Genomic DNA, 13,401 nt, shown 5'->3' on the forward strand with positions numbered 1-13,401 from the left:
TCCGGACCTGTCCGGTTTCGGCGCGGCCATCGCGGACGCGGAGTGGGTGCTGCACGCCGCCACCCAGGACCTGCCGTGCCTGCGTGAAATAGGCAACGGCGCGGTGTCGGGGCCGGGGACCGTCAGGCGGCGGTCTCCACGGCCACCCGCCGCGGCTCGTCCACCGGGGAGGAGGACGCGTTCTCGTAGGCCTCGTGGTCGAGGATCTTCTCGCGGGCGGAGACGATCACCGGCACGAGCGCCTGACCTGCGACGTTCGTGGCCGTCCGCATCATGTCCAGGATCGGGTCGATGGCCAGCAGCAGGCCGACGCCCTCCATCGGCAGGCCCAGCGTGGACAGCGTCAGGGTCAGCATGACCGTGGCGCCGGTGAGGCCGGCGGTGGCGGCGGAGCCGACCACCGAGACGAAGGCGATGAGCAGGTAGTCGCCGACGCCGAGGTCGATGTCGAAGATCTGCGCGACGAAGATCGCGGCGATCGCCGGGTAGATCGCGGCGCAGCCGTCCATCTTGGTCGTGGAGCCGAACGGGACCGCGAAGGAGGCGTACTCCTTCGGGACGCCGAGGCGCTCGGTGACCTTCTGGGTCAGCGGCATGGTGCCGACCGAGGAGCGGGAGACGAAGGCGAGCTGGATCGCGGGCCAGGCGCCCTTGAAGAACTGCAGCGGGTTCAGCTTGGCGACGGTCGCGAGGAGCAGCGGGTAGACGCCGAAGAGGACCAGGGCGCAGCCGACGTAGATGTCGGCGGTGAAGGTCGCGTACTTGCTGATGAGGTCCCAGCCGTACGTGGCGATGGCGTAGCCGATGAGGCCGACGGTGCCGAGCGGCGCCAGCTTGATGACCCACCACAGGGCCTTCTGGAGCAGTTCGAGGATCGACTCGGAGAGGGTGAGGATCGGCTTGGCCTTCTCGCCGATCTGCAGGACGGCGATGCCGGCGACGACGGCCATGAAGACGATCTGCAGGACGTTCAGCTCGGTGAACGGCGTGATGACGTCGGTGGGGATGATGCCGGTGAGGAAGTCGATCCAGGAGCCCGCGTGGTCCGGCTTGGCGCCGTCCTTGGGGGTGAGGCCGGTGCCCGCGCCCGGGTTGGTGACCAGGCCGATGACGAGGCCGATGGCGACCGCGATCAACGATGTGATCATGAACCAGAGCAGGGTGCGGGTGGCGAGCCGCGCGGCGTTGTTGACCTTGCGCAGGTTGGTGATGGAGACGAGGATCGCGAAGAAGACGAGCGGGGCGACCGCCAGCTTCAGCAGCTGGATGAAGATGCCGCCGACCTTCTCCAGGGTGGTGACGAGCCAGGATATGTCCTGGCTGCGGGCGAGCCAGCCGAGCAGCACACCGAGGACGAGGCCGCCCAGGATCTGCGCCCAGAACGGGATCTTCGGTATGCGCGAGCCGGGCTTCGGCTCGGCCGGCGCGGAGCCGGCGGGGGTGGTGTTCGCGGACACGGAGGCACTCCAGTGAAGGACACGCGGGGACAAGGCGGGGTGGCGTACGGAGACGTACGGGAGCGGCGACCGTGTGCGGAGGTCAGCGGCGCCGCTGCATCGAGGGGGGGGCGCGTCAGGCGCGACAGGCCGCGGACATGCAGCGGCAGAGATCGACGTGCAGGCGCGCCACGAGCGAGACGCCCAGGGCTGTGCGATGCGTGGCCGATGTCTTCATGACAGGAACGTTAACACCAGCGCTTTGGGAACATCAAAGGGGTTCTTGGGGGTGAGCGGGGCCCTCATCCGTGCATAAGGGCGTATGTGCCTTGAAAACGCAGGCGCCCCCGGCGCCGGTGCGGCGTCGGGGGCGGAGTGCTTGTGAGGTACGTTACGCGCGCTGGGTGCGGGCGGCGTCGTCCGCCTCGTCCTCCATGGCGCGGTTGGCGTCCAGGTTGGCCTTGGCGCGGTCCACGCGGGCGACGATCTTCTCGGAGGCCCGGTCGCGCTCCCGGCGCAGCAGTACGAAGCTGAGGGGGGCGGAGATCACCAGGGCGAGCAGGGCGATCCACAGGTAGTTGGAGCCACCCAGGCCGCGCGGGACGAGGCCGGCGGCGACGAGACCCCAGACGACGAGGAAGCAGCCCGCGAAGACTCCGAGGCGCATCAGCGTGTAGCGGAGCATCTCAATCCACTCTTCCGTAGCGATCCGTTGCTAAATGGCCCCTCCAGTGAAGCACGCGCGCGGGGACGGGTGTTGAGCGGTCCCTCGGGTAAGGGTTAACTTCGCTCTATGACTCTTACAGCCTCGTCGCCCGCGCCCCTGACCCTCACGCTCGACCCGGTCCTCGATCCCGGTCTGGTGGACGGCGTCCTGTCCCTGTGGGCGGACGTGACGAACGCGGGCGGTGCGGTGGGCTTCGTCCCGCCCGTCACGCCCGACGACATCCGGCCCGCGCTGGACACGCACCTCACGGCGATCGCCGCGGGCCGCACCCGGCTCCTGGTCGCGCGGGACGGGGACGGCGCGGTCGCGGCCACGGCGTTCCTGGTCCCCAGCCCGCACCGCCTCATGCGCCACCACCTGTGGCTGTACACGGTGATGGTGCACCCCCGCCACCAGGGCAAGGGGTACGGGCGGGCGCTCATGTCCGCCGCCGAGGAGGCGGCCCGCGGCTTCGAGGGCGTCGAGGCGCTCCGCCTCACCTGCCGCGGCGGCACGGGCGCGGACTCCTTCTACGCGGCCTGCGGTTATCAGGAGGTGGGCCGCATACCCGGGGCGATCCGGGTGGCCCCGGGCGACGACCGCGACGACATCCACATGATGCTGCCGCTGCGCTGAGCCCGCGGCGGCGGGCCCGGCGCGGGGTTCAGACGCGCATCGGCTGCGGCGAGTCCCGGCGCGCCGGGTCCGGGCCGTCGTACTCCCGGATGATCTCGTAGCGCGTGTTGCGCTCGACGGGCTGGAAGCCGGCGTCGCGGATGAGGTCGAGCAGGTCCTCGCGGGTCAGCTTGGCGGGCGTGCCGTAGTTGTCCGCGTCGTGCGTGATCTTGTACTCGACGACCGAGCCGTCCATGTCGTCGGCGCCGTGCTGGAGCGCGAGCTGCGTGGTGTGCAGCCCGTGCATGACCCAGAAGCACTTGACGTGCGGCACGTTGTCGAAGAGCAGGCGCGAGACCGCGAAGGTCTTCAGCGCCTCCGCGCCCGTCGCCATCGTGGTGCGCGCCTGGAGGCGGTTGCGTACCTTGCCGTCCCTCATGTCGACGAAGTCGTGCTGGTAGCGCAGCGGGATGAAGACCTGGAAACCGCCGGTCTCGTCCTGCAGCTCACGCAGGCGCAGCACGTGGTCGACGCGGTGGCGCGGCTCCTCGATGTGCCCGTACAGCATCGTCGCGGGGGTCTTGAGCCCCTTCTCGTGCGCCAGGCGGTGGATGCGCGACCAGTCCTCCCAGTGGGTGTCGTGGTCGACGATGTGCTGACGGATCTCCCAGTCGAAGATCTCGGCGCCGCCGCCGGTCAGCGACTCCAGGCCCGCCTCGATCAGCTCGTCGAGGATCTCGGAGGCGGTGAGGCCGGAGATCTTCTCGAAGTGGTGGATCTCGGTGGCGGTGAACGCCTTGAGGCCGACGTGCGGCAGCGCTTCCTTGAGGGCCTTCAGGGAGCGCGGGTAGTAGCGCCACGGAAGGTTCGGGTGCAGGCCGTTGACGATATGCAGCTCGGTGAGGTTCTCCGACTCCATCGCCTTGGCGAGCTTGACCGCCTCCTCGATGCGCATCGTGTACGCGTCCTTCTCGCCCGGCTTGCGCTGGAACGAGCAGTAGGCGCACGAGGCGGTGCACACGTTGGTCATGTTCAGGTGGCGGTTGACGTTGAAGTGCACGACGTCGCCGTTCTTGCGCGTGCGCACCTCGTGGGCGAGACCGCCGAGCCAGGCCAGGTCGTCCGACCCGTAGAGCGCGATGCCGTCCTCGCGGGACAGCCGCTCACCGTCCCTGACCTTCTGCTCCAGCTCGCGCTTGAGCCCTGCGTCCATGCCCGTACCTTTCCCTGCCAACACTGACCCTTAAGTCCGCTCCACCGTACGCCCACCCTGTGACAGGGCCGCGTTCACACCTCTTCGGGCAGCTCGCCCACCCGGTTCTCCCACTTGGTGGAGAGCACGATCGTGGTGCGCGTACGGGAGACGCCCTTGGTCCCGCTGAGCCGGCGGATCGTCTTCTCCAGGCCGTCGACGTCGCCGACGCGCACCTTGAGCATGTAGGAGTCGTCGCCCGCGATGAACCAGCAGTCCTCGATCTCGTGCAGGTCCTTCAGGCGGCGCGCCACGTCCTCGTGGTCGGCGGCGTCGGAGAGCGAGATGCCGATGAGGGCGGTCACGCCGAGGCCGAGCGAGGCGGAGTCGACGGTGGCCCGGTAGCCGGTGATGACACCGGCCGCCTCCAGACGGTTGATGCGGTCCGTGACGCTCGGCCCGGACAGGCCGACGAGCCGGCCCAACTCCGCATACGAGGCGCGGCCGTTCTCGCGCAGGGCCTGGATGAGCTGCCTGTCCACGGCGTCCATAGGTCCGAAGCCTTTCATTGTTCAGCGTTGACGCGAGTTTACGTGTAGAATTTAAGGCGAGCGGGGGAAACGCCCCGCAAAATCTAAAGCTCAACCGCCGGATCAGCGACGATCCATCGACTCACAGGAGTGCTGTCACCGTGTTCACGATCGACATGGCGTACGCCCGCATGCGCGAGATGCAGGCCGAGGCCGTTCGTTCCCGTGTCCACCAGTCCGCCACCGCCGGGCGCCGCGCGGCCAGGAAGTCCGCCGCCCGCGCCAAGAAGCGCTAGCCATCCCGAGAGGCTCCCCCCAGCTCTCCCTCCCAGCGGCGGTACAGCGTGTGCGGCACTCCCGCCGCGTCCAGCGCCCGCCCCGCGACGAAGTCCACCAGATCCTGGATGTGCGTCGCGCCCGCGTAGAACGCCGGAGAGGCGGGCAGCACCACCGCGCCCGCCTCGTCCAGCGTCACCAGATGCCGCAGCGTCTGCCCGTTCAGCGGGGTCTCCCGGACCGCCACCACCAGCCTGCGCCGCTCCTTGAGCGTCACGCTCGCCGCGCGCTGGAGCAGGTCCTTCGACAGCCCGAGCGCCACACCCGCCACGCACGCCGTCGAAGCGGGCACGATGATCATTCCCTTGACCGGGTACGAGCCCGAGGACGGGCCCGCCGCGAGATCACCGGCCGGCCAGTGCCGCACACCGCTCAGGTCGACCTCGCCGAACGTGCCCGGCTTGCCGTCAGCCCCCCGCGCCAGCCACTGCCCCAGGTCCGCGCGCCAGTGCGCGTCCCGGAAGGCGATGCCCGTCTCGTCGAGCAGCGTGAGCCGTGAGGCCCGCGAGACGACGAGGTCCACGGCCTCGCCCGCGGCAAGCAGCGCGCGCAGCACGGCGGCGGCGTACGGGGTCCCTGATGCGCCGGACACCCCGACCACCCAGGGCCTGCGGCTCGGTGCGTTAACGTGCTCCACACCACGAGCCTATCCGGCGCCCCGGCAGGGGAACTTGAGCAGGGGCCGTGGTCGTTGTTCCCGCGAAGCCGTACGGCGACGGCGGGCCCATGGGGGTGGGGCTGAGATGACGGACAGCACGAGCACGGTACGCGGGCCGGCCCGCGGCGCCCGCGTGCTCGCCGCGGGCAAGTTCATGGTGGGGTGGGTCGCCCTGCTGTGGCTGATCGAAGGGGTCGACGCGGCCTCGGGCCACGCGCTCGACCGCTTCGGCATCGAGCCGCGCGACCCGGCCGAGCTGGTCGACGTCGTCCCGGCGTCGTTCATCCACTTCGGCTTCGACCACGTCGCGGCGAACTCGCTGCCGCTGCTGGTCCTCGGCTTCGTCGCGGCCCTCTCCGGACTGCGCCGCTTCCTGGCGGCCTGCGCCCTGATCGTCGTCGCGGACGGCCTCGGGGTGTGGCTGGTGGCTCCGGCCCACTCGAACACGGCGGGTGCCTCGGGCCTCATCTTCGGCCTGTTCGGCTTCGTCGTGCTCAGCGGTTTCGTCGAGCGCAGACCGCTGGGCATCGTGGTCGGCGTGCTCATCGGCGCCTACTGGGGCACGACCATTTTGGCGGGCCTCTCCCCCGCCAACGACGGCGTGAGCTGGCAGGGCCACCTGATCGGCCTGCTCGCGGGCGTGGCGGCCGCCTTCGCCGTCCGGCGCCGCCCGCAGCCGCCCCGGCTCCCGGCCGGCGGCGGCTGAGTACGCGACTGAGTACGGCGACGCATGCGGGGCGCGCCGCCCGCGAATCAGCATGGCGCCATGAAGGTCCGACACATGGTGCTCTGCGGGGTGGCCGTCGCCGCCTCGCTCGTCCTGGTCCACGCCCTCGGCGTACCCGCGCAGACCTTGCTGCTCGCCGGCGCCGCGACGCTTTGCCTGCTGTGGCTCGTGCTGCTGCTCACCGTGCCCTGGAACCTGTACTTCCGCGCCCGTTCCGTCGTCCATGAGGCCCGCGTCAGCCGGGAGAGGGGCCTCGGCATCCCCGCCGACCGGGACGCGGAGGCCGCCCGGATCGCCGCCGTGCTGCTGCGCCTGGCGCTCGGCGCGCACCTGCTCACCGGTGCCGGCACGGTCCTCGCCGCCTGGGCCACGGGGCGCACGGCCGGGTACTGGCTGGCCGGGCTCTACCTGCTGAGCACCCTGTTCCGGCCCGCGGGCGCCTACTTCGGCGCGCTGCGGCGCCGGCTCACCACCCTCCACGCCGAGGTGCGCTTCCCGCGCGACGACGTCGCCGCCGTGCGCTCCGCCGTCGCCGCGCTCCAGAAGGGCGCGGCCCTCCAGGAGGAGAAGGCCGAGGAGATGTACCGGGCCCTTGCCGAACTGCGTACTTCCGTCGACGCCGTCGGGCTCTCCGCCCATGGGCGCGCGGACCGCGTGGAGGCGCGCGTCGCGGCCCTCAGCCGCGAGTTCGAGTCGGTGGTGAACCGGCTGACGGACAACCAGGAGATCATCGCCGGGCTCCGCGCCTTCCTGCGCCTGCTGCGGGCCGAGGACGGCCCGCAGCCGCTCACACCGTGAGGCCGCGCACCAGGAGGTCAAGCAGCGCACACGCGAAAAGCGCCATACCGATGAACCCGTTGACCTGGAAGAACGCCCGGTTCAGCCGGGACAGGTCGTGCGGCTTCACGATCGTGTGCTCGTACAGGAAGGCGCCCGCGACGATGACGAGTCCGGCCCAGAAGAAGGTGCCGGCGCCGGTGGCCAGCGCGTACCAGACGAACAGGGCCGTGGTGACGGTGTGGCAGACGCGGGCGCCCCGGATGGCGGCGGGGATGCCGAAGCGGGCGGGCACCGACATGACGCCGACCTCCCGGTCGGTCTCCACGTCCTGGCAGGCGTAGATCAGGTCGAAGCCGCCGATCCAGATGCCGACCGCGAGACCGAGGATCACCGCCTCCCACGACCAGGAGCCGGTGACCGCGATCCACGCGCCGATCGGGCCCATCGCCTGGGCGAGACCGAGGATGGCCTGCGGGAAGTTGGTGAACCGCTTGCCGTACGGGTAGACGACCATCGGGATCACCGCGATGGGCGCGAGCGCCAGGCAGAGCGGGTTCAGGAGCGCGGCCGAGGCCAGGAAGATCACCAGCGCGATCAGCGCGCCGGTCCACGCCGACTTCACCGACACCGCGCCGGTGACGAGTTCGCGGTGCGCGGTGCGCGGATTGCGGGCGTCGATCTCCCGGTCGATGATCCGGTTCGCCGCCATCGCGAACGTGCGCAGGCCCACCATGCAGATGGTGACCAGGAGCAGCCGGCCCCAGTGGATGTTCTTGTCCAGCTCGAACATCGCGGTCAGCGCCGCGGTGTAGGCGAACGGCAGCGCGAAGACCGAGTGCTCGATCATGACCAGGCGCAGGAACGCCCTGGTGCGGCCCGGCTGCTGCGGGATCGCGGCGGATGCTGAGCTCACGAGAGTCCGTACTCCTTCCAGCGGCGGTCCACCAGGGCCGCCGTTCGGGGATCGGAGACGACCATCTCGGGCCAGCCGCCGTCCCGCGTGTAGCCCTCCTCGGGCCACTTCCTCGTCGCGTCGATGCCCGCCTTGCCGCCCCAGAACTGCTGGTAGGAGGCGTGGTCGAGATGGTCGACCGGCCCTTCGGCGACCGTCAGGTCCCGTGCGTAGTCCGTGTTGCCGAGGGCCCGCCACGAGACTTCATGAAGATCGTGGACGTCGCAATCGGAGTCGACGACGACGATCAGCTTGGTCAGCGACATCATGTGCGCGCCCCAGATCGCGTGCATCACCTTCTGGGCGTGCTTGGGGTACTTCTTGTCGATCGAGACGATCGCGCAGTTGTGGAAGCCGCCCGCCTCCGGCAGGTGGTAGTCGACGATGTCCGGGACGATCACCTTGAGGAGCGGCAGGAAGAAGCGCTCGGTGGCCCGGCCCAGCGGGCCGTCCTCGGTCGGCGGCCGGCCGACGACGATCGACTGGAGCAGCGGGCGCCTGCGCATCGTCAGGCAGTCGATGGTGAGCGCGGGGAAGGGTTCCTGCGGAGTGTAGAACCCCGTGTGGTCGCCGAACGGCCCCTCGGGCAGCATCTCGCCCGGCTCCAGCCAGCCCTCGATGACGACCTCGGCGTTGGCCGGGACCTGGAGCGGGACGGTCTTGCAGTCGACCATCTCGACGCGCTTGCCCTGGAGGAAGCCGGCCAGCATGTACTCGTCCATGTCGCCCGGCAGCGGCGCCGTGGAGGCGTAGGTGACGGCGGGCGGGCAGCCGAACGCGATGGCGACGGGGAGCTTCTCGCCCTTGCGGGCGGCCACCTGGTAGTGGTTGCGGCTGTCCTTGTGGATCTGCCAGTGCATGCCGATGGTGCGCTTGTCGTGCCGCTGGAGGCGGTACAGGCCGAGGTTGCGGACGCCGGACTCGGGGTCCTTGGTGTGGGTCAGCCCCAGGTTGAAGAAGGAGCCGCCGTCCTCGGGCCAGGTGAACAGGGCCGGCAGCTTGTCGAGGTCCACATCGTCGCCGCGCAGGACGACCTCCTGCACCGGCGCGTCCTTCACCTTGCGCGGCGGTACGTGGGTCATGGCGCCGAGCTTGCCGAACGCCTCGCGGATCCCGACGAAGCCCTGCGGCAGCTCGGGCTTGAGCAGGCCGCCGATCTTGTCGCTGATGTCGCTGTACGCCTTGAGGCCGAGGGCCTTGAGGAGCCTGCGGTCCGTTCCGTACACGTTCATCGCGAGGGGCATCGCGGAGCCCTTCACGTTCTCGAAGAGCAGGGCCGGGCCGCCGGACTTCTGCACGCGGTCGACGATCTCACCGACCTCCAGGTGCGGGTCGACCTCGGCCTTGATGCGCAGCAGGTCGCCCTCGCGCTCCAGCGCCCGGAGCAGGGAGCGAAGATCGTCGTAAGCCATGTCCTTCAGTTTGTCATCCCCGCGGACCGATCTTGCCGCGGGCCGGGTTCTGGGCGGGGGCGGGCGTTACCCTGGCCCCGCCTTCGCGCACCCAGAATTCGTCGTACGCCCCGGGGGGCCCGCACCGTCATGCTCAGGTATCTGCCGTTCCTCTTGGTCCTGGCGCTGTGGATCTACGCCTTCATCGACTGCGTGAACACGCCCGAGGAGGAGGTGCGCGGGCTGCCGAAGGTGGTGTGGGTCCTCGTCATCCTGCTCTTCGGCGAGGTCCTCGTCGGGCCGGTCGCCTGGCTCGTGGCCGGCAAGCACCGCCGCGCGCCCGCGGCCGGCCCGGCCCCGTCCGCGTGGCCCCGCGGCCGCCGCGCCACGTTCGTCGCCCCGGACGACAACCCGGAGTTCCTCGCCTCCCTCTCCGAGGACGACCCGGACCCCCGGGACGAGCGCAAGCGGCGCGAGGGCGAGCAGGACCAGGACTGAACCCCGCGGTCGCAGCCGCCCCGGTCCCGGCGGGGGCGCGCGGCGCGCGCTCCCCGACGACGCGCTGGCCGGCCGGTCCTTCAACAACCCGGCCGGGTTGGCCGACCTGCTCGTCGGCGTCGCCGTGTCGGGCTCGGGCTCGGCGCCCTCCTGTACGCGCTGCTGCGCCGGCGCGACCGCTCCCCCTCCGCCGTCCAGAAAGGCTCGTGCGTCATGGAACTCGATCTCGCCCGCACCTGGCTCGCCACCGCCGTGGCGGAGGCGCAGGCCGGTCTCGCCGAGGGCGGCATCCCGATCGGCGCCGCCCTGTACGCGGCCGACGGCACGGTGCTGGGCCGCGGGCACAACCGGCGCGTGCAGGACGCCGACCCGTCGTCGCACGGGGAGACCGACGCGTTCCGTGCGGCCGGGCGCCAGCGCTCCTACCGGGGCACCACGATGGTGACCACGCTCAGCCCCTGCTGGTACTGCTCGGGCCTGGTACGGCAGTTCGGCATCTCCCGCGTCGTCATCGGTGAGGCGCGCACCTTCCACGGCGGGCACGACTGGCTGGCCGAGCACGGCGTCGAGATCGTGCTGCTCGACGACGCCGGGTGCGTGGAGATGATGGAGAGCTTCATCGCGGCCGAGCCGCAGCTGTGGCACGAGGACATCGGCGAGTAGGCCGGGGGCGCGCGACGCCCGGACACCCGTGACGGCCGGAGGCCGGTTCCCGTGACCACGTGTCACGGGAACCGGCCTCCGGCCGTCACGGCCTCTACGGGTCCGTCCGGCGGTCCGTCACACGCCGGCGTAGGAGTGCTTGCCGGTGACGAAGATGTTCACGCCGTAGTAGTTGAAGATCCAGCAGCCGAAGGCGACCAGGGCCAGGTAGGCGGCCTTGCGGCCCTTCCAGCCGGCGGTCGCACGAGCGTGCAGGTACGCGGCGTAGGCGACCCAGGTGATGAACGACCAGGTCTCCTTGGGGTCCCAGCCCCAGTAGCGGCCCCACGCGTCGCCGGCCCAGATCGAGCCCGCGATGATCGTGAACGTCCAGAGCGGGAAGACCGCCGCGTTGACCCGGTAGGAGAGCTTGTCGAGGGACTGCGAGGCGGGCAGTCGCTCCATGACGGACGTCGCGAACCGGCCCGGCCGGCCACCGCTCGCCAGCTTGTTCTCGTACGAGTCCTTGAAGAGATACAGGATCGTGCCGACCGCGCCGACGTAGAAGACCGCGCCGCAGAAGATCGCAGTCGAGACGTGGATGTACAGCCAGTACGAGTGAAGGGCGGGAACCAACTGGTCGCTGGCGGTGTACAAGACAGTGACAGCGAGACCGAGGTCGAGGAGGACCGTGGTGACCAGCGGAAGTCCGAGCCAGCGGACGTTCTTCTTCAGCGCGAGCAGCGCGAGGTACACGCCGACGGCGACGGTGGAGAAGGTGAGGTTGAACTCGTACATGTTGCCCCACGGCGCGCGCTGCACCGACAGAGCCCGGGTGAGGACCCCGGCGAACTCGACGAGGAAGGCGAGCGCGGTGAGCGAGACGGCGATACGCCCGTAGAGGTCACCCTGCGCGTCCCCGCCGGAGGCGCCCGGCCCGTCCGGCACGTCGCGGGCGCCGGGGGCGGCCCGGGTGACGACCTTGGGCCGCTCCAGGACGGCGGTGCCGCCGTTCTGCTGCTTCACCTGGACCTGCACGGCGGCGGTGGCGGCGGCGGCCTCGGCCTTCCCGGTGAGGGCGGCGGCGGTGCGGCCGACCTTGCTGCGGCTGCCGAAGATCCACTCGGCCATGTTCGCGAAGAACGCCAGCAGATACACGGCCATGGACGAGTAGATGAGGACGTTACTCGTATGCGCCAGGGATTCGTTCGTTGCGGCGGCGAGAGTCACTTCTCAGCCCCTTCGGCGGCGGGTACGGCAGTGGATGGTTCGGGGGTCTTAGGGGGTTCGGGGGCGGTGGGTGCCAGTGGGTGCAGGTGGCCGATCAGGCCGGCCAGCTCGTCGGGGAGCCGGGCGGACTCGCTGCGGCCGAGGCCCGCCATCTCGACGACGGTCACGCCGTCGGGCCCTGCGACGGCGCGCACCCAGACGCGGCGGCGCTGGATGAAGAGGGAGCCGGCCAGGCCGAAGATCGCGCAGACGGCGCCGCCCAGCGCCCAGCCGTCAGCGGGCTGGTGCGAGATCTGGAAGGTGACCCATTCCTTGATGTCCTTGTCGAAGGTGATGGAGCCCGCCCCGTCCGGCAGCTTCATCGTCTCGCCCGGGAGCAGGCGCGCCTTGAGCGGCTTGCCCTGGGAGTCCTTGAACGCCTTCAGGTGAGAGGTGTCCAGTTGGTAGACGTTCTGCGGCAGCCCCGCGTCCACGCCCAGATCGCCGTGCATCCCGTTGAGCGCGAGGACGGGGAAGTCGAGCGCGGGGAACTGGGAGAACATGGTGCCCTTGCCGGCGCCCGCGAAGGTCGGCACGAACCAGGCGCTGAAGCCGAGCTGCTCCTTCTTGCCCTTCGCGTTGCGGTAGCCGTCCATCACCTTGATCGCGCCCTGCGACGAGATGTTGGAGTCGATCGGCAGCATCGGCACGGCCTGCTGGGAGACGACCTTGCCCTTGCCGTCGCGGACGGTGACGTTGACGGCGTAGCCGTGGCCGTTGAGGAAGATCTTGGTGCCGTCGATCTCCAGCGGGTGGTTGGACTCGATGGAGGTCTTCTTCGTCCTGCCGCCGGTGCCCTCGTCGTAGCTGACGTCGGCCCGGAAGGTGCGGGGGGTGCCCCTCTCCGGTCCGGTGCGCGCGTAGGTCGCGGTGAACTTGTCGAGGGTGAAGCTGAACGGCGACAGGTCGCGGTCGCTGTCGAAGAGGTTGCCGGACTTGAAGTCGTCGTACTGCGGCAGCACGTTGGAGAAGCCCTCGCCCTCGACGACGAGCTTGCCCCCTTCGAACTTGAAGAGCTGCCCCCAGGCGAAGGCGATCAGCATCACGATCAGCGCGAGGTGGAAGGCGAGGTTGCCGACCTCACGCAGATAGCCCTTCTCGGCGGCGACCGCGCTCCCGGCGAGGTGCGCGCGGTAGCGGCGCTTCTTCATCAGCGCGAGCGCCGCGGTGCGCACCTGCTCGGGCTCGGCCTCCGTGCGCCAGGTCGCGTAGGCGGGCAGCCGGTCGAGCCGTTTGGGGGCGCCCGGCGGGCGGCCGCGCAGCTGGCCGACAAACTGCCAGGTGCGCGGCACGATGCAGCCGATGAGGGAGATGAACAGCAGGATGTAGATCGCGGAGAACCACACCGAGCTGTAGACGTGGAAGAGGCCGAGCTTGTCGTAGAGCGGCCCCAGCGTGGTGTGCGCCTTCTGGAAGTCCTCGACCTTGAGCGGGTCGGTCCCGGCCTGCGGGATCAGCGAGCCGGGGATGGCGCCGAGCGAGAGCAGGAACAGCAGGATCAGCGCGACCCGCATCGAGGTGAGCTGGCGCCAGAACCAGCGGATCCAGCCGATGACGCCGAGCCCCGGCAGGTTCGGGGTCTGGTCCTCCACCGGGGCGGTGCTCAGCTGGGCTCCGGCGTCCTGCTCGGTGGTCTCCGGGCTGTCCGGGGTGTGCGTCTTGCTCATAA

Annotated in this window: 15 protein-coding genes; 6 read left to right on the forward strand and 9 right to left on the reverse strand. The window is 70.3% G+C overall.

Features of this window, described 5'->3' with window-relative positions; translation table 11 throughout:
- Positions 1-122: 122 nt before the first annotated feature.
- Both ABZY33_RS17775 and ABZY33_RS17780 read right to left on the reverse strand, forming a co-directional pair.
- A complete protein-coding gene (locus ABZY33_RS17775; protein WP_356492516.1) occupies positions 123-1,457 on the reverse strand; it encodes a dicarboxylate/amino acid:cation symporter in 1,335 nt (444 codons plus the stop codon).
- A gap of 370 nt (positions 1,458-1,827) precedes the next feature.
- On the reverse strand, positions 1,828-2,121 hold the full coding sequence (locus ABZY33_RS17780; protein WP_356492517.1) for a DUF4229 domain-containing protein: 294 nt from the start codon (positions 2,119-2,121) through the stop codon (positions 1,828-1,830).
- A 108-nt stretch (positions 2,122-2,229) separates the two neighbouring features.
- On the opposite strand from ABZY33_RS17780, the gene ABZY33_RS17785 reads away from it, so the two are divergent.
- A complete protein-coding gene (locus ABZY33_RS17785) occupies positions 2,230-2,778 on the forward strand; it encodes a GNAT family N-acetyltransferase (protein WP_356492518.1) in 549 nt (182 codons plus the stop codon).
- 28 nt (positions 2,779-2,806) lie between these two features.
- On the opposite strand, the gene mqnE is transcribed toward ABZY33_RS17785, so the two are convergent.
- Entirely contained in the window at positions 2,807-3,970 is a 1,164-nt protein-coding gene (mqnE, locus tag ABZY33_RS17790; RefSeq protein WP_356492519.1) for an aminofutalosine synthase MqnE, read from the reverse strand.
- A 74-nt stretch (positions 3,971-4,044) separates the two neighbouring features.
- The gene (locus tag ABZY33_RS17795) at positions 4,045-4,500 is read right to left on the reverse strand and encodes an Lrp/AsnC family transcriptional regulator (protein ID WP_324776280.1); all 456 of its coding nucleotides are present in this window, start codon (positions 4,498-4,500) and stop codon (positions 4,045-4,047) included.
- Positions 4,501-4,640: 140 nt separating this feature from the next.
- Between ABZY33_RS17795 and ABZY33_RS17800 the strand changes: the two genes are divergently transcribed.
- Positions 4,641-4,775, forward strand: a complete 135-nt coding sequence (locus ABZY33_RS17800) for a hypothetical protein (protein WP_356492520.1) — start codon at positions 4,641-4,643, stop codon at positions 4,773-4,775.
- On the opposite strand, the gene ABZY33_RS17805 is transcribed toward ABZY33_RS17800, so the two are convergent.
- Complete coding sequence (locus ABZY33_RS17805) at positions 4,772-5,452, reverse strand: UbiX family flavin prenyltransferase (protein ID WP_356492521.1); 681 nt, start codon at positions 5,450-5,452, stop codon at positions 4,772-4,774. The two genes, ABZY33_RS17800 and ABZY33_RS17805, sit on opposite strands and share 4 nt — an antisense overlap.
- A 106-nt stretch (positions 5,453-5,558) precedes the next feature.
- Between ABZY33_RS17805 and ABZY33_RS17810 the strand changes: the two genes are divergently transcribed.
- On the forward strand, positions 5,559-6,179 hold the full coding sequence (locus tag ABZY33_RS17810) for a rhomboid family intramembrane serine protease (RefSeq protein ID WP_356492522.1): 621 nt from the start codon (positions 5,559-5,561) through the stop codon (positions 6,177-6,179).
- Between the two features lie 60 nt (positions 6,180-6,239).
- On the forward strand, positions 6,240-6,998 hold the full coding sequence (locus ABZY33_RS17815; protein WP_356492523.1) for a hypothetical protein: 759 nt from the start codon (positions 6,240-6,242) through the stop codon (positions 6,996-6,998).
- Here the strand turns inward: ABZY33_RS17815 and mqnP are convergent.
- Positions 6,988-7,893, reverse strand: a complete 906-nt coding sequence (gene mqnP / locus ABZY33_RS17820) for a menaquinone biosynthesis prenyltransferase MqnP (RefSeq protein WP_356492524.1) — start codon at positions 7,891-7,893, stop codon at positions 6,988-6,990. The two genes, ABZY33_RS17815 and mqnP, sit on opposite strands and share 11 nt — an antisense overlap.
- Positions 7,890-9,344 carry a menaquinone biosynthesis decarboxylase gene (locus tag ABZY33_RS17825; protein ID WP_356492525.1) on the reverse strand — a complete coding sequence of 485 codons (1,455 nt, stop codon included), beginning with the start codon at positions 9,342-9,344 and terminating at the stop codon, positions 7,890-7,892. Before ABZY33_RS17825 ends, mqnP begins: the two co-directional genes overlap by 4 nt.
- Positions 9,345-9,473: 129 nt before the next feature.
- Between ABZY33_RS17825 and ABZY33_RS17830 the strand changes: the two genes are divergently transcribed.
- Both ABZY33_RS17830 and ABZY33_RS17835 read left to right on the forward strand, forming a co-directional pair.
- The gene (locus ABZY33_RS17830) at positions 9,474-9,821 is read left to right on the forward strand and encodes a PLD nuclease N-terminal domain-containing protein (RefSeq protein WP_356492526.1); all 348 of its coding nucleotides are present in this window, start codon (positions 9,474-9,476) and stop codon (positions 9,819-9,821) included.
- Positions 9,822-10,034: 213 nt separating this feature from the next.
- A complete protein-coding gene (locus tag ABZY33_RS17835) occupies positions 10,035-10,484 on the forward strand; it encodes a nucleoside deaminase (RefSeq protein ID WP_356492527.1) in 450 nt (149 codons plus the stop codon).
- Between the two features lie 117 nt (positions 10,485-10,601).
- Here the strand turns inward: ABZY33_RS17835 and ccsB are convergent, their stop codons facing one another.
- Together ccsB and ABZY33_RS17845 are read right to left on the reverse strand one after the other, a co-directional pair.
- Entirely contained in the window at positions 10,602-11,693 is a 1,092-nt protein-coding gene (gene ccsB, locus ABZY33_RS17840; RefSeq protein ID WP_356492528.1) for a c-type cytochrome biogenesis protein CcsB, read from the reverse strand.
- Positions 11,690-13,399: a cytochrome c biogenesis protein ResB gene (locus ABZY33_RS17845; protein ID WP_356492529.1), complete on the reverse strand. Its 1,710-nt coding sequence runs from the start codon at positions 13,397-13,399 to the stop codon at positions 11,690-11,692. Before ABZY33_RS17845 ends, ccsB begins: the two co-directional genes overlap by 4 nt.
- Positions 13,400-13,401: the final 2 nt, after the last annotated feature.

The organism is Streptomyces sp. NPDC006552 (genome assembly GCF_040611655.1).
In the GTDB taxonomy this organism is placed as follows: domain Bacteria; phylum Actinomycetota; class Actinomycetes; order Streptomycetales; family Streptomycetaceae; genus Streptomyces.

Coding starts and splice junctions, on each gene's coding strand:
- ABZY33_RS17780 (WP_356492517.1), bottom strand. CDS start 2,121: ATGCTCCGCTACACGCTGATGCGCCTCGGAGTCTTCGCGGGCTGCTTC.
- ABZY33_RS17785 (WP_356492518.1), top strand. CDS start 2,230: ATGACTCTTACAGCCTCGTCGCCCGCGCCCCTGACCCTCACGCTCGAC.
- mqnE (WP_356492519.1), bottom strand. CDS start 3,970: ATGGACGCAGGGCTCAAGCGCGAGCTGGAGCAGAAGGTCAGGGACGGT.
- ABZY33_RS17795 (WP_324776280.1), bottom strand. CDS start 4,500: ATGGACGCCGTGGACAGGCAGCTCATCCAGGCCCTGCGCGAGAACGGC.
- ABZY33_RS17810 (WP_356492522.1), top strand. CDS start 5,559: ATGACGGACAGCACGAGCACGGTACGCGGGCCGGCCCGCGGCGCCCGC.
- ABZY33_RS17815 (WP_356492523.1), top strand. CDS start 6,240: ATGAAGGTCCGACACATGGTGCTCTGCGGGGTGGCCGTCGCCGCCTCG.
- ABZY33_RS17825 (WP_356492525.1), bottom strand. CDS start 9,344: ATGGCTTACGACGATCTTCGCTCCCTGCTCCGGGCGCTGGAGCGCGAG.
- ABZY33_RS17830 (WP_356492526.1), top strand. CDS start 9,474: ATGCTCAGGTATCTGCCGTTCCTCTTGGTCCTGGCGCTGTGGATCTAC.
- ABZY33_RS17835 (WP_356492527.1), top strand. CDS start 10,035: ATGGAACTCGATCTCGCCCGCACCTGGCTCGCCACCGCCGTGGCGGAG.
- ABZY33_RS17845 (WP_356492529.1), bottom strand. CDS start 13,399: ATGAGCAAGACGCACACCCCGGACAGCCCGGAGACCACCGAGCAGGAC.